Annotated in this window: 24 protein-coding genes; 16 read left to right on the forward strand and 8 right to left on the reverse strand. The window is 41.0% G+C overall.

Features of this window, described 5'->3' with window-relative positions; all coding sequences use genetic code 11:
- Positions 1-56: 56 nt before the first annotated feature.
- The 3 genes from OQX61_RS15425 to uvrB form a co-directional block, all read right to left on the reverse strand.
- Entirely contained in the window at positions 57-326 is a 270-nt protein-coding gene (locus OQX61_RS15425; protein ID WP_265842666.1) for a DUF4834 family protein, read from the reverse strand.
- 93 nt (positions 327-419) lie between these two features.
- On the reverse strand, positions 420-617 hold the full coding sequence (locus OQX61_RS15430) for a YwbE family protein (protein ID WP_265842667.1): 198 nt from the start codon (positions 615-617) through the stop codon (positions 420-422).
- Positions 618-619: 2 nt separating this feature from the next.
- Positions 620-2,680: an excinuclease ABC subunit UvrB gene (uvrB, locus tag OQX61_RS15435; protein ID WP_265842668.1), complete on the reverse strand. Its 2,061-nt coding sequence runs from the start codon at positions 2,678-2,680 to the stop codon at positions 620-622.
- 306 nt (positions 2,681-2,986) lie between these two features.
- On the opposite strand from uvrB, the gene OQX61_RS15440 reads away from it, so the two are divergent.
- From OQX61_RS15440 to OQX61_RS15490, 11 genes are all read left to right on the forward strand, one after another.
- Positions 2,987-4,078: a hypothetical protein gene (locus OQX61_RS15440; RefSeq protein ID WP_265842669.1), complete on the forward strand. Its 1,092-nt coding sequence runs from the start codon at positions 2,987-2,989 to the stop codon at positions 4,076-4,078.
- Between the two features lie 204 nt (positions 4,079-4,282).
- The gene (gene upp / locus OQX61_RS15445; RefSeq protein WP_265843071.1) at positions 4,283-4,927 is read left to right on the forward strand and encodes a uracil phosphoribosyltransferase; all 645 of its coding nucleotides are present in this window, start codon (positions 4,283-4,285) and stop codon (positions 4,925-4,927) included.
- Positions 4,928-4,952: 25 nt separating this feature from the next.
- Complete coding sequence (locus tag OQX61_RS15450) at positions 4,953-5,351, forward strand: DUF1648 domain-containing protein (protein WP_265842670.1); 399 nt, start codon at positions 4,953-4,955, stop codon at positions 5,349-5,351.
- Positions 5,352-5,373: 22 nt separating this feature from the next.
- A complete protein-coding gene (locus OQX61_RS15455; protein WP_265842672.1) occupies positions 5,374-6,063 on the forward strand; it encodes a YjjG family noncanonical pyrimidine nucleotidase in 690 nt (229 codons plus the stop codon).
- A 139-nt stretch (positions 6,064-6,202) separates the two neighbouring features.
- Complete coding sequence (locus OQX61_RS15460) at positions 6,203-6,907, forward strand: DUF4476 domain-containing protein (protein WP_265842673.1); 705 nt, start codon at positions 6,203-6,205, stop codon at positions 6,905-6,907.
- 6 nt (positions 6,908-6,913) lie between these two features.
- Positions 6,914-7,432, forward strand: coding sequence for a DinB family protein (locus tag OQX61_RS15465; RefSeq protein WP_265842674.1), 519 nt, complete (start codon positions 6,914-6,916; stop codon positions 7,430-7,432).
- Positions 7,433-7,490: 58 nt separating this feature from the next.
- A complete protein-coding gene (locus tag OQX61_RS15470; protein ID WP_265842675.1) occupies positions 7,491-7,883 on the forward strand; it encodes a hypothetical protein in 393 nt (130 codons plus the stop codon).
- A 21-nt stretch (positions 7,884-7,904) separates the two neighbouring features.
- Complete coding sequence (locus OQX61_RS15475; RefSeq protein ID WP_265842676.1) at positions 7,905-9,248, forward strand: flippase; 1,344 nt, start codon at positions 7,905-7,907, stop codon at positions 9,246-9,248.
- A 243-nt stretch (positions 9,249-9,491) separates the two neighbouring features.
- Positions 9,492-10,118 carry a hypothetical protein gene (locus tag OQX61_RS15480; protein WP_265842677.1) on the forward strand — a complete coding sequence of 209 codons (627 nt, stop codon included), beginning with the start codon at positions 9,492-9,494 and terminating at the stop codon, positions 10,116-10,118.
- 4 nt (positions 10,119-10,122) lie between these two features.
- The gene (locus OQX61_RS15485; RefSeq protein ID WP_265842678.1) at positions 10,123-10,890 is read left to right on the forward strand and encodes a class I SAM-dependent methyltransferase; all 768 of its coding nucleotides are present in this window, start codon (positions 10,123-10,125) and stop codon (positions 10,888-10,890) included.
- 2 nt (positions 10,891-10,892) lie between these two features.
- Positions 10,893-11,792, forward strand: a complete 900-nt coding sequence (locus tag OQX61_RS15490; protein WP_265842680.1) for a glycosyltransferase — start codon at positions 10,893-10,895, stop codon at positions 11,790-11,792.
- 52 nt (positions 11,793-11,844) lie between these two features.
- Here OQX61_RS15490 and OQX61_RS15495 read toward each other — a convergent pair whose 3' ends face one another.
- Positions 11,845-13,383 (reverse strand): rhomboid family intramembrane serine protease, encoded by a 1,539-nt coding sequence (locus tag OQX61_RS15495; protein WP_265842681.1) that lies wholly within the window; start codon positions 13,381-13,383, stop codon positions 11,845-11,847.
- A gap of 6 nt (positions 13,384-13,389) precedes the next feature.
- Positions 13,390-14,139, reverse strand: coding sequence for a methyltransferase domain-containing protein (locus tag OQX61_RS15500; protein ID WP_265842682.1), 750 nt, complete (start codon positions 14,137-14,139; stop codon positions 13,390-13,392).
- A gap of 220 nt (positions 14,140-14,359) precedes the next feature.
- Here OQX61_RS15500 and OQX61_RS15505 point away from each other — a divergent pair, with 220 nt between their 5' ends.
- Together OQX61_RS15505 and OQX61_RS15510 are read left to right on the forward strand one after the other, a co-directional pair.
- Complete coding sequence (locus tag OQX61_RS15505) at positions 14,360-15,631, forward strand: glycosyltransferase (RefSeq protein ID WP_265842683.1); 1,272 nt, start codon at positions 14,360-14,362, stop codon at positions 15,629-15,631.
- A gap of 15 nt (positions 15,632-15,646) precedes the next feature.
- Positions 15,647-16,396 carry a glycosyltransferase family 2 protein gene (locus OQX61_RS15510; protein WP_265842684.1) on the forward strand — a complete coding sequence of 250 codons (750 nt, stop codon included), beginning with the start codon at positions 15,647-15,649 and terminating at the stop codon, positions 16,394-16,396.
- Positions 16,397-16,490: 94 nt separating this feature from the next.
- On the opposite strand, the gene OQX61_RS15515 is transcribed toward OQX61_RS15510, so the two are convergent.
- Both OQX61_RS15515 and typA read right to left on the reverse strand, forming a co-directional pair.
- The gene (locus tag OQX61_RS15515) at positions 16,491-17,207 is read right to left on the reverse strand and encodes a 3-ketoacyl-ACP reductase (RefSeq protein WP_265842685.1); all 717 of its coding nucleotides are present in this window, start codon (positions 17,205-17,207) and stop codon (positions 16,491-16,493) included.
- Between the two features lie 146 nt (positions 17,208-17,353).
- On the reverse strand, positions 17,354-19,153 hold the full coding sequence (gene typA, locus OQX61_RS15520; protein WP_265842686.1) for a translational GTPase TypA: 1,800 nt from the start codon (positions 19,151-19,153) through the stop codon (positions 17,354-17,356).
- A 337-nt stretch (positions 19,154-19,490) separates the two neighbouring features.
- Here typA and OQX61_RS15525 point away from each other — a divergent pair, with 337 nt between their 5' ends.
- Entirely contained in the window at positions 19,491-20,162 is a 672-nt protein-coding gene (locus tag OQX61_RS15525; protein ID WP_265842687.1) for an oxidoreductase, read from the forward strand.
- Between the two features lie 20 nt (positions 20,163-20,182).
- On the opposite strand, the gene OQX61_RS15530 is transcribed toward OQX61_RS15525, so the two are convergent.
- Entirely contained in the window at positions 20,183-21,004 is an 822-nt protein-coding gene (locus tag OQX61_RS15530; protein WP_265842688.1) for an alpha/beta hydrolase-fold protein, read from the reverse strand.
- A 92-nt stretch (positions 21,005-21,096) separates the two neighbouring features.
- Here OQX61_RS15530 and OQX61_RS15535 point away from each other — a divergent pair, with 92 nt between their 5' ends.
- Positions 21,097-21,864 (forward strand): alpha/beta hydrolase-fold protein, encoded by a 768-nt coding sequence (locus OQX61_RS15535; RefSeq protein WP_265842689.1) that lies wholly within the window; start codon positions 21,097-21,099, stop codon positions 21,862-21,864.
- 228 nt (positions 21,865-22,092) lie between these two features.
- Positions 22,093-23,064: a hypothetical protein gene (locus OQX61_RS15540; RefSeq protein WP_265842690.1), complete on the forward strand. Its 972-nt coding sequence runs from the start codon at positions 22,093-22,095 to the stop codon at positions 23,062-23,064.
- The last annotated feature ends 33 nt before the right edge of the window (positions 23,065-23,097 follow it).

Below are 23,097 nucleotides of genomic sequence, written 5' to 3' on the forward strand. Positions count from 1 at the left end.
AAAATATAAAATTGATACAGATTAGGAAGGAAATTTATCGATTAGACTAAAATACTTTATTTCACCTCTTCGTAATCCACGAAATCACCTAGTTTATCTGTTTTACCACCCTTAGTTTGGGGCGGCATGTAATCGATAGTAATTGCGCCCTCGGGCTTGCTGTCTTGCTGTCCGGCCTGGCCCTGAGCTTGTCTGGCCTGGTTTTCAGCCTGACGCTGCACCTTGCTAAACATACTTTTCAATACCATAGGAAATATCAGGCGCAAAATTAAGCGCAAGAGATACAGTACTAAAAAGGTGACTACAATAAATTTTAAAAATGCCATTGTGTTAAATTAATATTTACAAATATAGACGGAATTAGAATTTCATTATTACAAAATTCCGTAGATTATTGCTTTTTCATTACAATAAGCGGCTTAATCTTCTACGATTTCAGCCACACGGCCTACCTGTCCATCTTCCAGACGTACCTTTATTCCTCTGGAGTGGAAGGCCGATGAAGTGAGCAGATTGGCTACAATCCCTCTGGTTAACTTTCCTGATCGCTGATCCTTTTTAAGGATAATTTCTACTTCCAGGCCTGGATATATGTCTTTTCTATTTTTTCCGTCCATTGTTATTTCAATTGATCAGCTGTTGCTGATTTACTAAATCTTTCTTCAAATACTTTTTCCATGGCAAACATCTCATCACGCAATCGTGCTGCCATCAGGAAGTCCATGTCTTTGGCCGCTTTGGCCATATCTTTACGCGTCTTATCAATTGATTTCTGCATTTCCGCTTTGGTCATATACTGCACAATCGGATCTGCGGCCATGCTCACTTCATCTACTTCTACATAGGCTTTTGCCCTTGCAGCATTTCCGGAGAAGTCCAGCACAGAGGTTTGCTCCATAATCGCTTCCCTGCTTTTTCCTACTGTTTTCGGGGTGATGCCATGTTCCAGGTTGTAGGCAATTTGTCTATCGCGACGCCTGTTGGTTTCGCTGATTGTTCTTGCCATAGAGTCCGTAATCCGATCGGCATACATGATTACCCTACCCCTATCGTTACGTGCAGCCCGTCCGATGGTCTGGATTAAGGCACGATCCGAACGTAAGAAACCTTCTTTATCGGCATCAAGGATAGCTACCAGGGAAACTTCCGGTAAATCCAGTCCTTCTCTAAGTAAGTTGATTCCGATCAGCACATCAAATTCACCAAGACGAAGTCCGCGGAGAATCTCTACCCTTTCCAAAGTTTTCACTTCGGAGTGAATGTAGCGACATTTGATGTTCAGGCGGTCCATATATTTGGTCAGCTCTTCTGCCATTCTTTTGGTCAGTGTGGTCACCAGAATCCTATCGCCCATTTTAATGGTTTTATCGATTTCATCCAGCAAATCATCCACCTGATTTACGGCAGGTTTTACCTGAATCAGTGGATCCAATAGCCCTGTAGGGCGAATCACCTGTTCAATCACTACCCCTTCAGTTTTCTGTAACTCATAATCTGCGGGTGTAGCACTTACATATATCGTTTGAGGCGCAAGGCTCTCAAATTCATCAAAGTTTAGGGGTCTGTTGTCCAATGCGGATGGCAAGCGGAAACCGTATTCTACCAGCGACATTTTACGCGACCTGTCGCCACCATACATGGCACGGATTTGCGGAACGGTTACGTGACTTTCATCAATCACCATCAGGTAATCATCCGGGAAGTAATCCAGCAAACAGAAGGGTCTCATTCCTGGTGTACGGCCGTCAAAGAATCTCGAATAGTTTTCAATCCCTGAGCAGTAGCCGAGTTCTTTCATCATTTCTATGTCGAAAGTGACTCTTTCTTCGAGTCTTTTGGCTTCCAGCATGTGCCCGTCATTGACAAGCTGTGTTTTACGGATTTCCAGTTCTTCCTGAATCCCCCAGATGGAGGAGGTAAAACGGTCTTTTGGGGTTACGAAAAGATTGGCAGGATAAACGGCCATATCTTCCATTTTATCCAGTGTTTTTCCGGTTACAGGATCGATCAGGCTAAGCTCTTCAATGTCATCACCGAAAAAGGAAACGCGGTAAGCTTCATCCAGGTAAGCGGGAAAGATGTCTACGGTATCCCCTTTTACTCTAAATGTTCCCCTTTTAAATTCGGTTGTCGTTCTGGCGTATAAGATTTCGACCAGACTGTGTAAAAAGCTGTTTCTGGAGATTTTTGTCCCAACCGAAAAACGGAATACGGATCTGGAAAAATCTTCTGGATTTCCCATACCATAAATACAAGAAATGGAGGAAACCACGATCACATCCCTACGTCCGGACATTAAGGCCGAGGTGGTACGTAATCTGAGTTTTTCTATTTCTTCATTTATGCTCAGGTCTTTTTCAATATAAGTATTGGTGCTGGGCATAAATGCCTCAGGTTGGTAGTAATCGTAATAAGAAACGAAGTAATTGATGGCATTTTCAGGGAAAAACTGTTTAAATTCTCCGTAAAGTTGTGCCGCCAGTGTTTTATTGTGACTTAAAATTAACGTTGGCTTTTGAGTTTGCTCGATCACATTGGCAATAGTAAAGGTTTTACCCGATCCTGTTACGCCCAAAAGTGTCTGATAATTTTCTTCGCTGTTTACGCCTTCCACCAGTTGCTTAATGGCAGTAGGCTGGTCTCCGGTTGGTTTATAGTCTGATACAAGCTGAAACTTCATGTGTAGGTTTTCTATTTATCAGTGATGTTGAGTTCGAAGATGCAAAGATAACGATTTATTTGCTGAGGAGGAGGCTGAAGCTGAACATCATCAGGAGAATGCAGGGCCCCGGAACCGGCTACAGACCAGGCTACATCAAGGTGTTTTAAGCGATTATCACCCAGCGAGATAGGTAAGGAAAACAAAATATAACGGCGCACAAACAATTTTAAATTTCATCTGTATATTAAGGTTAAAGGGTGTCTGCCTGATCCATGTTCCTGACGACCAGATACCAGGTGATAACCAAATTTAAAAATTACACCTATGAAGCTTCTTGTTTATGCTCCATTGATCAGCCCCCGTATCAAATACATTTTCAACTTCATGTTTAAAGAAGTTTTAGGCCTGGAGCTGGAATACCCTGGAAATCTGGCGGAATTTCTCAGTGCCGATGTTCCAAAACTTTGCTATGCGAAACATCCGGTAGAAAAAACGCTGTTTTTTAAGAGTGCGGGACTGCTAACAGAGCACGCTATTAAGCGTCAAAAGATCAAAACCACTGATTTTGGAGAACATCGCGTGCCATTTGCGGTGGAAGGAAGCACCTTACCCTTTGATCCTTTTGCAGCTTCTTTTTATTTTCTGAGCCGGTATGAGGAGTACTTGCCTTTCGACAACCTAAAGGGGCCGGGATTTCAGGCGCGCTTAAGTCTGCAGCATAAACTTGGCTTGTTACAAAGCCCTGTGATTGATGAATGGGCTCTCATTTTAAAAAACATCCTACATCTTCATTTTCCAGCCCTTCAGTTCCGAAAAAGAGCTTTTAGCTTTAAGGTGGCTTATTCTCTAAATCCAAAACATCAACAGGGTGTTCTTTCCAGTGTTTATCCTGGCATTCCAACCGAAATTCAATCAGATTTTCATCCGGTAAAAAAGGTATTTGGTTTCATGAATCAGCTGGTCAAAGCGCGGTTTGGAGGGAAAAGAAAAGCAGAGCAAATGACAAGTATCCAGCGGCTGATTGCCGAAATGGAAAAAACCGGCCATGCAGCACCGCCGGAATTTCTGTTGCCTAATGCCCGGGAACGAACCAATTGGCAAGAATTATTGATGCTTCCAAAGAGTTACATCAAGCTTTCCACGAAAAACATTACCCGGGATTATAGCATGTACTATTCGGATACACCAGGATTCAGAGCCGGAACATGCAGTTCCTTTTATTGGTATGATTTACAAATGGAGAAACAGTCTCAATTGAAAATATTTCCTTTTGCAGTCAGTTATGCAGGAATTACTACCGGAAAGAAAACTAATAAAGACCCTTTGCTGTTACTAAATGAACTGATGGATCATGTGAAATTTGTGAACGGTAGTTTTTATAGCCTTTGGCAGCATAAAGTAACCGCCCTTGTGTAAGATATAGCTATCCGGTTTGTTATTTTTAATACCTCATTTGATACTTCTACCATTTTATCAGCAGATCTTTTTATCAGCAGACCGTATCAATCATTAAACCTTTTTTATACTTACCTTTTTTTATACCTGTTTATTTTAGTTCTTTTTATGCTTACCCCATTTACGAAATAGCTGTTTAATCTTACACCTTTTATGCTTAGCCCGATGATTTTCAACCTGGACACCACCAACTCTATTGCCAATATTTTTCTTGCCGAACTGCGTGATGAAAACATTCAGAAAGACGCGATGCGTTTCCGTAAAAATATGGAGCGAATGGGTGAGTTTTTCGCCTACGAGATCAGCAAAACCCTGGAGTACGACAGAAAAGAAACACAAACGCCTTTAGGAGTGGCAAAAACTGCCCGACTTATCGAGCAGCCGGTATTGGCGACGATATTGAGAGCTGGAATCCCCTTACATCAGGGCTTACTGAACGTTTTTGATCAGGCGGAATCGGCCTTTATTACCGCTTACCGAAAGATACATAAGAATGGAAACTTTATCGTTGAGGTGGAAAATGTGTACTCCCCTGACTTAAATGATAAGGTGGTGATCATGGCCGATCCGATGTTGGCTACCGGCTTGAGTATGGTCCTTTGCTGCAAAGAATTGTTGAACCGATACCGCATTAAGGAGCTCCATATTGTTTGCGCAATTGCGAGTTCAGAAGGCATTAACCACCTGAGAGCCAACCTACCAAAGGCAAAATTATGGTTTGGCGCTATTGATGAAGAAATGACTAGTAAGTCCTATATTGTACCCGGATTAGGCGATGCAGGTGACCTCGCTTATGGCGTCAAACAATAGCGCTTATAGCGTTAAATAAAAGACCATGGCTACCACAAAAAGACCCGTTATTAAGTTAAAACTATCTTTATTTGATAAAATAATTGAAGGAATCGGTTTTTTACTGTTAACAGCCATGTGGTTATGCGTGTTTGTACAATACTCGGGCTTGCCGGAATCTATCCCCATTCACTTTAATTTCTCCGGAGAAGCCGATAGTTTTGGTCATCGGTCTGACATTTACAGCTTGCCGATGGTGGGTACTGCGCTTTATATACTGCTGACCTTCGTCAATAATTTCCCTCAATATTTCAATTATTTAACGCCCATTACCCCGGAAAATGCCCACAGTCAGTATATGATGGCCACCAGATTACTTCGATACTTAAAAGTTCTGGTTGTTGTTATCTTTGCAACGCTCATCAGCATCACCATTCATTATTGATGACCAGCATAAAAAAACCAGCATGATTAAACATATTTTCTTCGATTTAGACCATACGATTTGGGATTTTGACAAAAATGCCGAGGAGACGCTGATGGAATTGTACCATCATTATGAACTTGCCGCATTAGGCATGGAGTCGCCAGCCGCATTCATTGCCACTTATACAGAAAACAACCATTTATTATGGGCACAGTATCATCTCGGACAAATCACTAAAGAAACCTTGCGTTCTGAGCGTTTCAGCAAAACTTTTCTACAACTTGGTGTACAACCAGAGCTGATTCCTGCGCAGTTTGAGGAAGATTATGTACGTCTTACACCCATCAGAACCAATTTATTTGAGGGCTCTAAAAAGGTATTGACTTACCTGAAAGAGAAATATACCCTCCATATTATTTCCAATGGTTTTAAAGAGAGTACCCTGACCAAAATGGACAAATCCGGATTAAACCCATTCTTTTCAAATGTGATCATTTCTGAAGATGTAGGTGTGAACAAGCCCGATAAAGCCATTTTTGAATACGCATTGGCCAAAGCAAAAGCCACAAAACCGGAAAGCATCATGATTGGTGATAGTCTGGAAGCTGATATTCGCGGCGCACAGGATTTCGGGATTAAAGCGATCTTTTTTAACCCTTTGCACAAGGAAAAACCAACCGATGTGGCCTGGCAAATCAATCACCTGGAAGAACTATTACATCATTTTTAAAGTGATATTCGTGGTTTTTTAATACTTTAATCCTCATTTGTAATACTACAAAGCTCATTTAAATACTATAAACCTTGTTTCAAAGAAATATCTTCCGGAATAAGGTTCGATCACCCAAACACAACCTGATAAATACATCATGAGAAAGATGCTCTTCCTGTTTGCAGTGCTCCTGCAAACCACGATTACTTTTGGACAAAATGCGCGCAGTACTTCCGAACTATTTATTGAAATTCCTGACCGCGGCAATTATGTAGTGTATGTCGATAATGAATTCGCAGGATCATCTTACGGGAGGTTCCGCTTTTATGACATCCGCAATAGCTTTGCCACTGTGGTGGTGATGAAAGACAATGCTGAGCTACTTCGCAAGCGCATTAATGTGTCCATGAATACGCGTTTGCTGGCCAGTTATTCGCCACGAACCGGCTGGAGAAACATTGCTACTTTAAACTTGTATGACCGCGGACAGTATGCCCTGGACAACTGGGACAGGCCCATATTTAACAACACACCTACTCCAGGCCAGGGTTCCGGCGGCGACTATGGAGAGCTTATGACTCCGAAAGAGCTGAATGAGTTGGTGGCATTGATAAAAAACGCCAGTTTCTTTGATGAGCGAAAAAAACTGATCAGAATAGCTTTGAAAAGCTCCCTGGTCACTACAGATCAGCTGTCTACGATATTAAAAGAATTAAGATATGATAGCGAACGACTGGAAGTTGCGAAAAGCGCCTATCCTTTTATTGCTGATCAGAAGAATATGCTCAAATTATCCGCAGCTTTCAGCTCTTACTTTACCAAACAAGACTTCATTGATTTCATTGACAAACAAAAATCTTAAAATACAATGGGTACCGGCAAAAATTATCAAAAGATCCAACAATTGGTATTGGCTTATCAAAAGAAACTGGCCGGGCTAAACGAGGAACATTTTAAGGAAACTCCTCCTATCAGGGGCTGGTCTTATAGCGAGGTGTATTTTCATGTTTTTGATGCCAGTATCCTTTCTTTAAGGGAGATGACGGATACGATAAATGGCAAAGGAGAGCGGAAACCCACTGCTTTTGCGGTAAAACTGATCTTGTTTTTTGGCACTTTGCCTCCGGGAAAGAAGTTTAAAGCGCCGAAAAGACTCGCCGAAAGGCTTAAAAAAATCAGTAAAACAGAGGCAAATGAGTTAATGGATCAGTTCCTTAAACAACTGTCAGAAGATGTTCTATTGATCAAAAATGCAGACAAAACATTGAAGACGGCACACCCCAGACTGGGCTACCTGAATGCTATTCAGTGGTTGCGTTTTATCGGAATCCACCTGGACCACCATCTGCAACAATTACATAGGATTGACCTAAGCTTTAAACGATAACCCAACTTATTTCACATCTTTGCTTCTCTCTATTTGAAATTAATAAATGTATAATATTATGAAAAGGATTCTTTATATCAGTTGTTTTGTCCTGGCACTTTCTGCCTGTAACAGTGAACCTAAACAAAGTCAGAATGTGATTACCCCAACTCCTGGTGGTCTTCCTACTACTGGCCCGGTAACCGCAAGCGGAGAAAAACCAGCAAACAATCCAGCACATGGACAACCTTTTCATGATTGCGCATTGCCAGTTGGGGCACCATTAAATGCACAAACGGCAGCACCAGCAACTGGATCTGCTGCTACTGCTGCGCCTGTTGTAGTTCCTCAAACGGCACCGGTTACCGCTGAACCTAAGGTTCCTGCTAACCAGAAAGAAGCAAAATTAAACCCTGCGCATGGTCTTCCAGGTCACGATTGCGCGCTCCCTGTTGGTGCACCTCTAGGTTAATTTAGCAAGGAACAGGCGAGCATGAAAATCCCAAGGATTCCTGGTTTTGACCAGGAAGCGATAGAAAAATACGCAAAAAATGCAGGTTGGCTGTTGATTGCCCGTGTGGGCAGTCTGGCGATAAAAATAGTGGTCAGCATCTCTGTCGGCAACTATTTAGGCGCCAAAGAATTTGGGGTTTACAACTATCCGCTTGTATTTGCTACGTTTTTCATTGCCGCCGCAGCTTTGGGATTAGACGGTTTTGTGACCAGGGAACTCTTACGTTTCCCGGAAAAGAAAAACCAGTTACTCGGTACTGCTTTTATCATGAAACTGATTGGCGGGATCATTGTGCTCCCCCTGGTTTATATCGCTTACCATATTGTAATGGGTATAACCGAGCTGGATGCGCCCTTATCTTATATCATGGTTGTCAGCTTTACCGGAATATTCCAGGCCTTTAACATCATCGACAGCTATTTCCAATCAAAAGCACAAGGGAAGTTTATCATGAGCGTACAGGTGATGGGAAACCTCCTGTCTGCCGCCTTCAAAGTGCTTTTGATTGTGCTTGGCATGAGCCTGAACTGGTTTATTGCCGCTTTACTATTTGATGTGATTGCATTGGCCGTTGGCTACGTTTACGTCTACCAAAAAGAAGGTGGATCCATCTTTGAATGGAAGTTTGAAAGCCCTTTAGCGCGGTTTTTACTAAAAAACTCCTGGCCAATGGCTTTTTCAGCCATCCTGATTTCGATCTATATGAAAATCGATGCGCTGATGATTCAGGGGTATTTAGGTTCCGAACAACAGGGGATCTATTCCTCCGTTGTGCAGCTTTCTGAAGCCTGGTATTTTATCCCTGTGGCTATTGTAACCGCTGTTTTTCCGGCCATTATGAATGCCAAAAGAGACGATCCGGAAAGGTATCAAAGGAGAATGCAGAACATGTACGACCTGATGGTCTGGATCAGTCTGAGCATTGCACTTTTTATCACTATTGCTTCCCCTTTCATTTACAAATTATTTTATACTCCGGAGTACTGGCCGGCAGCGCATGTATTAACGATACACATCTGGGCCGGAATCTTCACTTTTCTGGGTACTGCCAGTGGTCAATTCCTGATTGCGGAGGGTTATACCAAACTTTCCATGCTCCGCACCGGTGCAGGGGCGCTTATCAACATTGTTTTAAACATCTGGTGGATTCCTGAATATGGCATTACCGGTGCCGCAGTTGCCACGCTGATTGCTTATTTCAGTTCCAATTTTATGATTTTGCTCGTTCCAAAAACGCGGCAACAAGGTATCATGATGCTCAAATCTTTATTCCTGATTACCCTGTTTGAAAAGGTCAAAAAGAGACCTCAGGCAACTAAATAATTTATCTCTCCCAATAATTATACGGATATATTAGCTTTTTGCGTTTAACATTTTAACTTTGACAGTCAAATGACCTGCTTCATATGGTTAAGCTATGAGGTATAAATTGGCTGATATTTGGTGATCCTATCACCTGTAGAGTCAAGGAATCATAACCGATAAGGTATAAAAACAAACAATACAGGTGAACCGTAGCATGTGCGACCATGACCGTTCCATCTTACAAAAAACACATATTTATAGATGAATTCCTTAAGAAAGGTAGTAAGATCAATCGTATTCAAACCGAAAAACATACTGGACCTCATACAGTTGAAGTCCAAAATCAAGAACGCTACAGGCCCTTTGAACATCATCATTGGATCAGAGAATACCGCCTATGAAAACTGGTTACCTACCAATATAGAAAGCTTAAACTTATTGGAAACAAGCTCTTTTGAGAAGTTGTTTGGCGATAAGAAAGCTTCAAAATTCCTTGCAGAACATGTATTTGAGCACATCAGCTATGCTGATGCCTTGATTGCTTTAAAAAACTGTTATGCATTTATGGAGAAAGGTGGCAGCATCAGAATCGCGGTACCAGACGGGTTTCACCCTAATCCTGCTTATATCGAGCAGGTAAAACCTGGCGGACATGGTGAGGGTTCGCATGACCATAAGCTGTTGTACGATTACCAGAAACTAAGTAAAGTATTGGAAGATGCAGGTTTCCGCGTCAACCTTTTAGAATATTACGATGAAAACAAACAGTTTCATTTTATAGACTGGAAAAGCGAGGACGGCCATATTCTAAGGTCCAGAAGGTTCGATAAACGTTTTAACGAACCACTGGGTTATTCTTCTTTGATCATTGACGGTATAAAAGATTAATCAAATGGCCATCATCACAGAAGATATTGTAGCCTCTTACAACGAATTTTACACCAGTAACGATGTAGAATGGCGTATGCTTGGTGCAAAATCCAAAGCAAAAAACCTGATAGAGGTGTGTCAGGGAATTCAGCCAAAGAAGATATTGGAAGTAGGGGCGGGTGATGGCAGTATATTACATTATTTAAATGAGTGGAATTTTGGTGAGGAGCTTTATGCGCTGGAAATTGCGGATAGTGGCGTTGAACTGATCAAAAACCGCAAGTTGAACAGGTTAAAGGAAGTCCAGCGTTTTGATGGTTACACCATCCCTTATGCCGACGACAGCTTTGATCTGGTGATTCTTGCGCATGTTTTAGAGCATGTGGAACATGAACGGGTGTTGCTTAGGGAGTTAAAAAGAGTCGCGAAATATCTGGTGATTGAGGTGCCTTTAGACTATCGTTTTGGCGTAGACCGAAGGATGAAACATTTCCTGGATTACGGCCATATCAATATGTACACGCCCACTTTGATCCGTTTTCTATTGCAAAGTGAAGGTTTTGTGGTGGAAGCCGATAAGACTTCCCTTACCCCTATTGACACGATTAAATTCTGCGAGTTTAAAGTAAAGAAAACACCAAAAACCTTAGTCAATACCTTAAAAATTGAACTCGAACACCGCATTAAAAACATCCTTGGTGCTATCCTTGGAAAAAATAAGCGGGAACAATTTGGGAACGCCTATACCGTTCTTACTAAAAAGTCAAACCAAAATCTGGAGATCTTCTAATTATGCAAGTTTTTGCACCCATTGCTTTATTCGTTTATAACCGCCCGAAGCACACGGAACGTACTTTAAAATTCCTCAGGCAGAATACGCTGGCCTCAGAAAGCCGGTTATTTGTGTTTTCTGATGGCTTTAAATCCGCAGAAGATGAGGCAAAGGTATTGGAGGTTCGCGAATTATTGAAAAGCATAGAGGGGTTCAAATCTGTAGAAGTAATTGAACGTCCGGAAAACATGGGTCTGGCGAATTCGGTGATTGCAGGCGTTAGCCGCCTGGTTAAAGATTATCAGCAGGTGATTGTGATGGAAGATGACCTGATCGTTTCTCCGCACACCCTGACCTATTTCAATGATGGGCTATCGCGTTACCGCAAGCATGAAAAGGTAATGCACATCGGTGCTTACATGTATCCCCTTCCGGAAAACGAGCTCCCGGAGACGTTTTTTTACCGTGCAGCAACCAGCTGGGGATGGGCAACATGGGAACGTGCATGGCAACATTTTGAGCCGAACATTGATACTTTAATGAGTCAGTTTGATGCAAAGAAAAAGTCTGAGTTCTCCATTGAACATAAAATGAATTTCTGGAAGCAGATGCAGGATTTTAAAAAAGGAAAAAACAATTCCTGGGCCATCCGCTGGTACGCTTCTATCTTTTTAAAAGGGGGATTAACCTTAAATCCTTCCCAGTCGCTGGTCAATAACATCGGACATGATGGTTCGGGAATTCATTCCGGAATCAACGACATTTACAATGTGATCATTAATCCTAAACGAATCGAACAGTTTCCATCGGAGATTAAAGAGAGTAAAGCCGCCTATGAGACTATTAAAAGTTTCCTGTCGACGCGAAAAGGAAGTTTCTGGGAAAGGATCAAAAGATATGTTAAACAGCGCCTGGCCTAGTGTCCAGCCCAAATGAGCGACAACTACAGAACGGGTTGTCCTGCCGGGAATTTTAATCCCATTTGACCATTTTATCGCTTTCATCAGCCTTCAGCCTGATGAATTCATTGAGTTTCTTCTGAATCTTAAATTTTAATAGTCTTTCTTCCGATTGATGGTCCTTATACATCAAAAACCCAATCTCCTGCCCTTGTCTGGCCATTTTGGCTCTATATTTCAGATCGGCTTTATCTCTGGCCATCAGCGTCAGTTTTTCCATTTTCGCCACAATCTTAAGGTTCCTTTCCCAGGCATCTAAAGCGTTCTTTTTTATCAGTTGAAGTTTCTCTGCTCTGGGCATACCCCAGGTCATGTTATAGACCTCCTTGAAAAGATTTTCGTTTTCGATAAACTGCTCGCGCAGCTCCTTGTATTGCTGCACCTGATAAATTGGAGAAAAGTTCAGGACACCAAAACCGAGGCTGAACACCAACAAAAAGGCGATGGCTGACCGCTGGTAAATGTGTACTTTACGTTTAAGAAGCCCTGGATTGTATAATAAGTAGCCCAGCACAAATCCAGATACTACCCCCCCAAAATGTGCTGCATTATCTACATCTTTACTTAGCAGGCCATTACCCAGCATAAAAGCAGACACAATAACGGTACTGATCATGAGTGCTTTATTTGCGTTTTTCTCAAAAGCATTACAGATTTGCAAGGCCAGAAAAGCACCAAACATCCCCATAATAGCTCCGGACGCACCCCCCATGAAGATAAATTTATAAGGAATGACACTGATCAAACCGCCGCAGATACCACTTAACAGATAAACGGCTAATGTTTTCCAGCTACCCAGTTTATTTTCAACCATCAGGCCGATATAAATGAGCGCAAACATATTAAAGAACAGGTGAAAGAAAGTAAAATGAACAAATTGATAACTGATTAACCGCCATATTTGCCCGGCCAGCACTTGATCTCTGGAATTCACACCGAGGCTCATCCAAACTTTTTTCCCGACATCCCTTAATTCGTAGCGATCTAATCCGGCAGCTCTTCCCTGCACAAGATGAAACAATAATACCCCCATCATCAGCAGAAAACATAAAACATTCAAGATCAAAAGAATAGGCGTAACTACATATCCCTTTCGCGGTATAAACAAATACAGTACGTTTTTGATCTTATTTTTTACGGCTAAAGGGGCTTTTTCGAAATACTGGTCATCCTGAGTCGCAATATGTGCATGGAATTGGCTTAGTCGCTCTTCCCAGATATCTTTCAGTTGAAACTGCACATACTCAAACTCATCAAAGAATTTCTGAAGGTTCTCTTCATTTTTTCCGTAATCATTAAACAGCATCTGCACGCCTACGCATTCGCTTTTGAAAATGGCAAAGTTTAATTTGATACGAATAGAAATTTCTTCGCTATAGGATTGAAAAGAAAGGCCGGTGTAAGCAATTAAGCCTGATTCAGAAATATGGCTTAACTTCCATCCGAGATTTTCGATGGCTTGCTGCGCAATGATGAGGTACTGATCTGCGGGGTAATCCCCTAATGGTATGTATTTCTCAACTTTAGGCGAGTACCCCCAGCTTAACCCCATATATCCTTACATTTTTCTTGCTTCTAAGATAATGTAAGGAGATAACATCTTCGAATTAAAAGGGATTATTTTCGTAAAAACTTTTCCCACAAACCACATAGTTTTCTTTAAAATACGTACGCTTAATGGTTTTTGCTGCTCATTTTCGAGCCATAGGCTGAAATTCCCGAAGTACTTAGCTTGCACTACTTCCAGACCTGCTTGTTTGCAGATGTTAGCCAGCAGTTTTGGATCCATACAATCGATGTTGTGTTTATCGTAATTTTCGCGGTCAAAAGACTTTTGAAACCAGCCGTTCAGCGCTTTAAAATTAGGGAGGGTAATAAATAACGTTCCTCCTGGTTTTACAAAAGCGATGTGGCGGTTGATGATGTCTGCGGTATCGTTAAAATGTTCGATCAGTCCACAAGACAAGACCAGGTCAAATTGTTGCGTTGGCTGGTAGTTGAACAAATCTGTTTCAATAATATTGATATCACTTGGTTTCAATTGATTGGCTTCCAATAGTGCATTGGTGACCGGTTGATGCACGAAATAATCAAGCAGGGTGACATCAAGTTTAAAATACTTTTTCAGAAACACAGCATAGTATCCCGGAAAACCACCCAATTCAATTGCCGTTCTTACCCCCTGTTTATTGATAATGTCGCCAAGTTCCTGATGAAACAAGTAATTTGATGGAATATTAACCGTCAAACCGGCTTTACTTTCCCAATAATTTACCCAAAACTGTCTGTCGGTTAACAGGTTTTCCATATGATATTTTTAGCTATTTTAGTATTTTACACCAGTTGTTGCTGAATTAATTGTTTTTAAACTCCTGATTTATTGTCATATTATGATCATAAACCATTTGTAAGCTTACAGCTTAGGATTGTTTCAATTTTTAAATTAATTTTAGCGGCATACGAACCAGCGCTTCTAGTTTGGAACGAAAATACAGAAGAATTTAACAATAACAGCTAATTTTGATAGATTGAAAGTAGTTCACTTAAATACATACGAAGGAAATGGCGGCGCCGGAAGGGCTTGTCTGAGGCTAAGTGATGCGCTAAAAGCACATGACGTAGATTCTGAAGTGATGGTTTATTTTCAATTTAAAGAAAGCAAACTGACTACTGCTTTTAACCGGAGCCCTTTCCAGAAAGCGGTTGCGATTTTTAAGATTCTGGCAGAACGGTATTTGTCGAAAGCCTTCTCTAAAGCATTAAAAACTCCTTTTTCTTTACAATGGTTTGGCAGATCTGTCATTCATCACCCAAAAGTTAAAGCCGCAGATATTATTCATTTACATTGGATCAATCATGGATTTTTATCGCCAAAGTTTCTGGCACAGATAGATGAGCTGGATAAACCGGTGGTTTGGACTTTTCATGACAGCAATGCGTTTACGGGCGGTTGTCATGTGCGTTATTCCTGCGAAAATTACCATAAAGAATGTGGCAATTGTCCCTTGTTAAAGTTTAGCGGAAAACATGATTTTTCCCACAGGAACTGGTTACAGAAGAAAAAAGCCTATTCTGAGTTAAATTGTCACATTGTGGCACCTAGTCATTGGATGGCAGACTCTGTAAAGTTGAGCAGTTTACTGGGGACCAGAGCAATTACCGTGATTCCAAACACGATTGAAACCAAGGTTTTCAAACCTTATGTGAAATCTGAAGCAAAGAAAATATTAAAGATAAATCCGGATAAGTTTGTAATGATGAGCGGCTTTATGCCTTCAAAAAATGACAAACACAAGGGAACCTCTTACCTTGTTGATGCTTTAAACGATCTGGCGAAAAGGCCGGGGATCATAAAAGAGAATATAGAATTGGTGATTTTCGGTAATAAAGACCATGTGGATATGCCGGAATTCCCTTTTAAAACGACTTTTCTGGGAACGATCAACAATGATAGTCACCTGGCCAAGTGTTACTCTGCCGCAGATGTGTTTATCACAGCTTCTCTGGAAGACAATCTGCCGAACACGGTCATGGAGAGTCTGGCCTGTGCAACACCTGTAGTGGCCTTTAAAACGGGTGGTATCCCTGACATGGTGAGACACCTTGAAAATGGATACCTGGCCAATTATAAGTCCTCGGAAGATCTCGCCACCGGAATTGAGTGGTTGTACCATGATGAAAATGCCCCTGATATTCAAAAAGAAGCCCGAAGAACGATATTAACTGAGTTTTCGGAGGCAGTTATTGCAGAAAAACACTTATTATTGTATCAGTCCCTGATTAATTTACACCCACATTAACTTTAGAATTCAACTATGCAACCAAAGCTCAGCGTCATCACCATCGTTTATAATAATGTAAAGGATATTGAGCGCACGATGCTTTCTGTGTTGAATCAGACTTACCCGAATATTGAATACATTTTGATCGACGGAGCCTCCACTGATGGCACTAAAGACACGATTTACAATTATAAATCACGTTTGGCGCAGTTTATTTCTGAGCCGGATAAGGGGATTTATGATGCGATGAATAAGGGACTTTCGCTGGCTACCGGTGATTATGTATTGTTCATGAATTCCGGTGATGAGATTTACGCTCCGGTAACCGTTGCTGAGATTTTTGAAAGTGCATCTACTGCCGATATTTATTATGGGGAGACGGAAATGTACGATGAAAACTGGCATAGCCTGGGACAAAGGAGGCACCGCGCTCCGGAAACTTTTAGCTGGAGAAGTTTTAGATATGGTATGTGTATCAGCCATCAGGCGATTTATGTAAAACGCAGTCTGGCGGGACCTTTCGATTTGCAATATAAGTATAGCGCTGATATCGATTGGATCATCAGAGCCGCTAAAAATGCCTCTAGTATTGTCAATACGCACAGTTATGTGGCCAAGTATCTGGTTGGCGGAATTTCAAAAAAGAAACACATGGCGAGCCTGAAAGAGCGTTTCAAAATCTTTACCAAATATTATGGTTTCGTCCCGAATGTCATCAATCACCTGTTTATTGCGATTAACTTAGGGCAGTACTATATCCGCCACCGTCGCACTAACGACTAAGGATATAAAAAAAGGGAAAAGCTTACGCTCCTCCCCTTATTATATTTCTTTTGATCTGTTAAAGAAACTCTTTTGATTTTAACCGCTTAGAAAACTAAGGATTTGTAGACCACAAAGCGGCTTCTTTCACAAAAACTCTACGGTTTAATTTCAATTGAGAAACTACCAGTTCTGCAAAATCTTCTGCCTGCATCACGCGATCAGGGTTACCATCCGTTAATTTCAGGTCGATTGCCATATCTGTAGCCACTGTACTCGGCACCAAAGTCGTTACACGAATATTGTGTTTACGGCCTTCCTGCATCAGTGATTCAGACAATCCGATTAATCCGAATTTCGAAGCACTATAGGCACTGGTTACTGCTGCACCATTTTTTCCTGCGGTAGAAGATACGTTGATAATATCACCTGTTTTTCTTTCAATCATTTCAGGAAGCACAGCACGGGTTACATAATAAGGACCTAAAAGGTTTACTTTGATGATTTCTTCCCATTTCGCTGGTTCCAGTTCCATGAAAGATCCGAAGGCACCGATACCGGCATTATTGATCAGGATATCAATTGCACCAAGTTCTGATTTTAAAGATTCGATTGCGTTATTTACAGCATTGATGTCGGAAACATCCATGGTTGCAATGGCCGTTTTAACGCCATATTGCTTCAATTCTGCGGCAACTTTCTCTAAATCAGCGGTAGTTCTTGCGGCTAAACCTACGTTCACACCTTCTTGTGCTAAAGCGATGGCAACGGCACGTCCAAGTCCTTTTCCGGCACCGGTAATGATTGCATTTTTTCCTTTCAATGATTCCATGTGATCTTGTATTTATGTTTAATAATGCACAAAATTAAGAAAAAAGAAGGGCTCCTTAAATTCCGGGTCCGACTTATGACTTCTAAATAGAAAAAGCCCCTGAACATGAAGTCCAGGGGCTTTTCAAATATTGATAATTTTATAAATTAAGCAATTTTGTTGTTTTTACGTGCAGCTTCAGTTAAGTGAATCTTACGTAAACGCATGCTTAAAGGTGTGATCTCGATGTACTCATCAGCCTGGATGTATTCCATAGCTTCTTCCAGAGAGAACTTAATTGCCGGAGCAATACGGTTGCTATCATCAGTACCAGATGCACGCATGTTAGTTAATGCTTTACCTTTAACGATGTTTACTACTAAGTCATTGTCACGGATGTGCTCACCCATAATCTGACCTTCGTAAACTTCAACACCCGGATCAACGAAGAAACGTCCACGGTCTTGTAGTTTATCAATTGAATAAGCAGTAGTACTACCTTTTTCCATTGAAACTAATACACCACTTAATCTTCCAGGGATTGTACCTTTCCAAGGCTCGTAAGCTTTGAAACGGTGAGCCATAATCGCTTCACCACCTGTAGCAGTTAATACGTTATTTCTTAATCCGATGATACCACGTGCAGGAATTTCAAACTCTAAATGTTGTAAGTCACCTTTAGGCTCCATAATCAACAATTCACCTTTACGTTGTGTTACCAATTCAATTACTTTACCAGCAACTTCACCAGGAACGTCAACGATTAAAGTTTCAATAGGCTCACATTTTTTACCATCAATTTCTTTAATGATAACCTGTGGCTGACCTACCTGAAGCTCATAACCTTCGCGACGCATAGTCTCGATTAGAACTGATAAATGGAGAATACCTCTACCGTATACTAAATAAGCATCAGGAGATTCAGTTTCAACCACTTTCAGGGCTAAGTTTTTCTCCATTTCTTTGTAAAGACGTTCTCTGATACGTTGAGACGTAACAAATTTACCTTCTTTACCGAAGAATGGTGAGTTATTAATTGTGAACAACATATTCATCGTTGGCTCATCAATTTTGATAACAGGCAATTGCTCTGGTGCATCAAAATCAGCGATTGTATCACCGATATCAAATCCTTCAATACCTACAACAGCGCAGATATCACCAGATCTTACTTCAGTAGCACGGATTTTTCCTAAACCTTCGAAAGTATATAATTCTTTTACTCTTGATTTAACAGTTTTACCGTCACGTTTGATCAAAGTAACCGGTTGGTTTTCTTTGATTGAACCGCGGTGAACACGTCCAACTGCAATACGACCTACGAAAGATGAATAATCTAAAGAGGTGATTTGCATTTGTAATGTACCTTCATTTGTTGGTGCAGGAGGAATGTTAGCTACAACAGCATCTAATAGTGCGAAGATGTCTGTAGTAGGGTTTTTCCAGTCTGTACTCATCCATCCTTGTTTAGATGAACCGTAGATTACAGGGAAATCTAATTGATCTTCTGTAGCCTCAAGGTTGAAGAACAATTCAAAGATTTGCTCATAAACTTCTTCCGGACGACAGTTTTCTTTATCTACTTTGTTTACAACAACGATTGGTTTTAGACCAAGAGCTAAAGCTTTTTGTGTAACGAAACGAGTTTGAGGCATTGCACCTTCAAACGCATCACACAATAACAATACTCCATCAGCCATTTTCAATACACGTTCTACTTCACCACCAAAATCGGCGTGACCAGGGGTATCAATAATGTTGATTTTTACATCTTTATACATAACAGATACGTTTTTGGAAACGATGGTAATACCACGTTCACGTTCCAAATCGTTATTGTCAAGTATTAAATCTCCCGATTGTTCGTTATCACGGAAGATTGAACAAGAGTGTAAGATCTTATCAACCAGTGTAGTTTTGCCGTGGTCAACGTGTGCTATGATAGCTATATTTCTTATTTTTTGCATAAAATGCGTGTAAATTTTTGCGCAAAGATACAGTTTATTATCGACATATCAATCAATTAGTTAAGACCAAATAATGAAAAATAACGAGTGCTTTATAATACAATCGTAATGACCGTTTTATTATTAAGGTTTATTGTAGCTACAAGGGGGAATTCGTACTTTGTAGAGGTCGATAAGTTGAAGTACTGGTTTTTATAAAAAAACTGGTTAAGCGCCGGATCCGTTGTAAAAAACAATTGCCCAACATTTTAATAAAAACTAGTAGCTCATTTATAAAAACCTTAACCCCGGTTACCAAATCATTACCTCTGATCATAAAAAACGAGACCCTTACTATATGAAGAAAAAAGCAGTATTACTTGGCGCCAGTGGCTTAATAGGATCTAGTCTGTTAACGCAATTGCTCAATAGTCCGGCGTATGCCACCGTGCTGATTGTGGTTAGAAAGAAGCTGAATCGCGAACATCCGAAACTGCAGCAGCTGGTCGTGGATTTTGAAAAACTGAATGATTACCGGACGGAAATGACAGGAGATGTGGTTTTCTGCTGTCTGGGCACGACAAAAAGTAAAACACCTGATCAGGAACAGTATCGTAAAATCGATTATTTATATCCGCTGGATGCTGCCTCGATTACGCAGGCAAATGGTGCGTCGCAGTATCACCTGGTTTCGTCGATGGGTGCGAACCCCGATTCCAGCATCTTTTACTCGCGTACCAAAGGGGAAACTGAACGCGATCTGCAAAGCATTCCTTTCAAAAGCATCCATATCTACAGGCCTTCTTTACTGGATGGTGAACGTAAAGAACACCGTAGCGCAGAAGGCTTTATGATTGCCGTGATGCGTGTTTTAAACCCGGTTTTAATTGGCGGCCTACGGAAATATAGGAGTATAAAGATTGAAAATGTGGCTTTGGCGATGTTAAAAGTGTCATTGAAGGATACTGAAGGGGTATTTATTTATCCTTCAGATAAGATTGAGGAGATTACAGGGAATGGCTTGTCCTGAATTTCTGACTAAAAACATGGCTAAGAATAACTTTTCCGGCCAAAACCCCAGCATAAAAAGGCAGGTAGCGCTTTAGACCAGGTCAATGCATCATGTTTGCCGCCTACCATTTCATAATAGCTGATGTGCTCCGGACGCTGATATCCTTTTTTTAGCAACTCTTTGATGACATCAATCGTATCGTCAATCGAGTCGATGATCATATTGCGGTTTCTGTCGGCAGTTTCATCTTCAGTTCCGGTCATGAGCCAGAATTTAAGCGTTGGATTTGAGTCCGTATTTGTGCTGGTTTCACGTATCATTTTATGAACCAGGCGGTCCTCGTCTGTATATCCATCTTTAAGGTCTTTTCCACGCCACCAAAAAGCTCCTGAAAACACACCGCAGAGGTCAAAACAATCGGGATTCTTCCAAACAATGTCGAATGCTGAAATCCCCCCTAATGAGCATCCTGCAAAGCCTTTTTTTCCATTGATACGCAATTTTAACTGTTGCTCAATATAGGGCAGTAGCTCTGTTACCACAAAATCATTATATATTTTGGCGGATGCCCCCCTGCCAAGAAAGTCTGGCATGCCTGCAATTCCATATTCCTGAATACGGTTTTCTGCGGCATGGATCGCTACCACCGCCAATGGCTCCAGTTTGTTCTTTTCATAAAGCGCATTCAAAGTTTCCTCAATACCTAATGCTTTCGCATCCTGACCGTCATTTAAAAGCAACAGGTTTAAAGTTTCATTCCCCAATAAATTATCAGGGATAAAAATCTCAAGCGTAACTTCTCTTTTTAAAATGGCAGAAGGAAGGGTATTTTGAATATGGATGACCTTAGAAAGTAACATAGCAATAGAATAGTTGACAAATGTACCATTCTTCACAAAAACAACCTGCCACTGCCAATATTTTTACACAACCGACAGATTTATAGGTGGAAATGAAAATATATCTTGTGTTTAAAAATACTTTTCTATACCTTAAAGCAGCTAATTTCTGTATTATGGTTGAAACCTATAAAAAATGGTATAGTCCGCATTTGAGCGCAGATTTTGAGCTATTAATCTTCGGAAAAAGTGGCTATCCGATTGTACTGTTTCCAACCAGTATGGGCCAGTATTATGAGGCTAAAGATTTCAAATTAATAGACTCGGTACAACAGTTTATAGAGGAGGGAAAAGTAAAAATTTACTGCGTAGACAGTATCGACAAACTCAGCTGGTACAACATCAATATTACCCCTGCCGATAGGATCAGAAACCATATCTGGTATGATCAGCTGTTACTAAAAGAGCTTGCCCCTATCGCCAGACAGGAAACAGGCGTAGAGAAAATCATCACTGCCGGATGTAGTTTTGGCGGTTACCATGCAGCAAACTTCGCCTTCCGACATCCATGGCTGGTGAGTCATGTGTTTAGTATGAGTGGCATATTTGACATTCGTGGCCACCTGAACGACTTCTATAATGATGATGTTTATTTCAATAATCCGGTAGATTTCCTGCCTCATGATCAAAACCGTGAATTATGGAACATGAAAATTGCGCTTGGAACAAGCGACAGGGACCCTTGCAAAACAGACAATGAGCGGCTCTCGAAAATCCTAACAGAGAAAGGAATTGACCATTGGCTGGATGTCCGGGAAAATGCAGATCATGACTGGCCCATATGGCGTGAAATGTTTCCGGAATACATTTCACAATTGTAATCAACAGTATCAAAGGCTACTCAGTAATTAAAAACCAGAGCTCCAAAGGAGTATAACCAAATAGCTGACAGAACATTAACCTTGTTATTTTGTTTAAAAAGCAAGGGATTCAACATAAAGTTTTAACGACATTTCAATATTAAAAAGAATAGAAAAAGATAATTAAGGAGCAATAACGCATAGGAATCCACCAACAAAAGCAAAACAGAACCTATAAATCGACAACGAATGAAAAAAATCGGAATCTTATTCGGGCAGGAAAGATCCTTTCCAGCGGCCTTTATAAAACGTGTAAATGAAATCGAAGGAAAGGATATCATCGCAGAATCTGTTAGCATTGATAAAATTTTTCAAGCCAATCCTTTGGATTATGCGGTTATTATTGACCGCATTTCTCAGGATGTTCCTTTTTATCGCGCAGCCATGAAAAATGCAGCAATTACCGGAACAGCCGTTATTAATAATCCATTTTGGTGGAGTGCGGATGAGAAGTTTTTCAATAATGCATTGGCGGTGAAACTGGGGATTCCGGTTCCGAAAACAGCCTTAATCCCATCTTACGATCAACCGGAAGATACCTCTGACGCGTCTTTCAGCAACCTCGCTTTCCCCATGGATTGGGAAGGGATTTTTGAATATACAGGCTTCCCCGCTTATATGAAGCCCTTTGATGGCGGCGGCTGGAAGGAAGTTTACAAATTAACAGACAAGGAAGATTTCTTTGATAAGCACAGTCAAACCAAACAAACGGTCATGATGCTTCAGGAAGAAATCATTTTCAATGAGTACTTCAGGTGTTATTGTATCGGCGGGAAATATGTAAAAATCATGCAGTATGAGCCGCGAAACCCCGCTCATTTAAGATATGTGGTGGATACTCCGCCATCCAGTGAAAAACTCTTAAAAACCATTCATGACTATGTGATCTTACTGAATCAATATTTGGGCTACGACTTCAATACCGTTGAATTTGCCGTTAGAGACGGTATTCCTTATGCCATTGATTTTTGTAATCCCGCACCGGATGCAGATGTATCCAGCGTAGGTTTGGAAAACTTTGAATGGGCAGTTGAAACTTCTGCAAGGTATGCCATAGAACGTGCAAAAGCCCATGTAGAAGGCCAGGACAACCTAACCTGGGGCGAATATATCAGAACTTCAGCCAGCGGAATCCCATTAGCAGAAAAAATGAAAGTATAAAATTAGTATCCATAGAAAACGCTAAATGCCAGC

Origin of the sequence: Pedobacter sp. PLR (assembly GCF_026239675.1) — a bacterium.
In the GTDB taxonomy this organism is placed as follows: Bacteria; Bacteroidota; Bacteroidia; order Sphingobacteriales; family Sphingobacteriaceae; genus Pedobacter.

What these genes read in the sequence shown, in the direction of transcription:
- OQX61_RS15425 (WP_265842666.1), bottom strand. Translation starts at nt 326, where the DNA reads ATGGCATTTTTAAAATTTATTGTAGTCACCTTTTTAGTACTGTATCTC.
- OQX61_RS15430 (WP_265842667.1), bottom strand. Translation starts at nt 617, where the DNA reads ATGGACGGAAAAAATAGAAAAGACATATATCCAGGCCTGGAAGTAGAA.
- uvrB (WP_265842668.1), bottom strand. Translation starts at nt 2,680, where the DNA reads ATGAAGTTTCAGCTTGTATCAGACTATAAACCAACCGGAGACCAGCCT.
- OQX61_RS15440 (WP_265842669.1), top strand. Translation starts at nt 2,987, where the DNA reads ATGAAGCTTCTTGTTTATGCTCCATTGATCAGCCCCCGTATCAAATAC.
- upp (WP_265843071.1), top strand. Translation starts at nt 4,283, where the DNA reads ATGATTTTCAACCTGGACACCACCAACTCTATTGCCAATATTTTTCTT.
- OQX61_RS15450 (WP_265842670.1), top strand. Translation starts at nt 4,953, where the DNA reads ATGGCTACCACAAAAAGACCCGTTATTAAGTTAAAACTATCTTTATTT.
- OQX61_RS15455 (WP_265842672.1), top strand. Translation starts at nt 5,374, where the DNA reads ATGATTAAACATATTTTCTTCGATTTAGACCATACGATTTGGGATTTT.
- OQX61_RS15460 (WP_265842673.1), top strand. Translation starts at nt 6,203, where the DNA reads ATGAGAAAGATGCTCTTCCTGTTTGCAGTGCTCCTGCAAACCACGATT.
- OQX61_RS15465 (WP_265842674.1), top strand. Translation starts at nt 6,914, where the DNA reads ATGGGTACCGGCAAAAATTATCAAAAGATCCAACAATTGGTATTGGCT.
- OQX61_RS15470 (WP_265842675.1), top strand. Translation starts at nt 7,491, where the DNA reads ATGAAAAGGATTCTTTATATCAGTTGTTTTGTCCTGGCACTTTCTGCC.
- OQX61_RS15475 (WP_265842676.1), top strand. Translation starts at nt 7,905, where the DNA reads ATGAAAATCCCAAGGATTCCTGGTTTTGACCAGGAAGCGATAGAAAAA.
- OQX61_RS15480 (WP_265842677.1), top strand. Translation starts at nt 9,492, where the DNA reads ATGAATTCCTTAAGAAAGGTAGTAAGATCAATCGTATTCAAACCGAAA.
- OQX61_RS15485 (WP_265842678.1), top strand. Translation starts at nt 10,123, where the DNA reads ATGGCCATCATCACAGAAGATATTGTAGCCTCTTACAACGAATTTTAC.
- OQX61_RS15490 (WP_265842680.1), top strand. Translation starts at nt 10,893, where the DNA reads ATGCAAGTTTTTGCACCCATTGCTTTATTCGTTTATAACCGCCCGAAG.
- OQX61_RS15495 (WP_265842681.1), bottom strand. Translation starts at nt 13,383, where the DNA reads ATGGGGTTAAGCTGGGGGTACTCGCCTAAAGTTGAGAAATACATACCA.
- OQX61_RS15500 (WP_265842682.1), bottom strand. Translation starts at nt 14,139, where the DNA reads ATGGAAAACCTGTTAACCGACAGACAGTTTTGGGTAAATTATTGGGAA.
- OQX61_RS15510 (WP_265842684.1), top strand. Translation starts at nt 15,647, where the DNA reads ATGCAACCAAAGCTCAGCGTCATCACCATCGTTTATAATAATGTAAAG.
- OQX61_RS15515 (WP_265842685.1), bottom strand. Translation starts at nt 17,207, where the DNA reads ATGGAATCATTGAAAGGAAAAAATGCAATCATTACCGGTGCCGGAAAA.
- typA (WP_265842686.1), bottom strand. Translation starts at nt 19,153, where the DNA reads ATGCAAAAAATAAGAAATATAGCTATCATAGCACACGTTGACCACGGC.
- OQX61_RS15525 (WP_265842687.1), top strand. Translation starts at nt 19,491, where the DNA reads ATGAAGAAAAAAGCAGTATTACTTGGCGCCAGTGGCTTAATAGGATCT.
- OQX61_RS15530 (WP_265842688.1), bottom strand. Translation starts at nt 21,004, where the DNA reads ATGTTACTTTCTAAGGTCATCCATATTCAAAATACCCTTCCTTCTGCC.
- OQX61_RS15535 (WP_265842689.1), top strand. Translation starts at nt 21,097, where the DNA reads ATGAAAATATATCTTGTGTTTAAAAATACTTTTCTATACCTTAAAGCA.
- OQX61_RS15540 (WP_265842690.1), top strand. Translation starts at nt 22,093, where the DNA reads ATGAAAAAAATCGGAATCTTATTCGGGCAGGAAAGATCCTTTCCAGCG.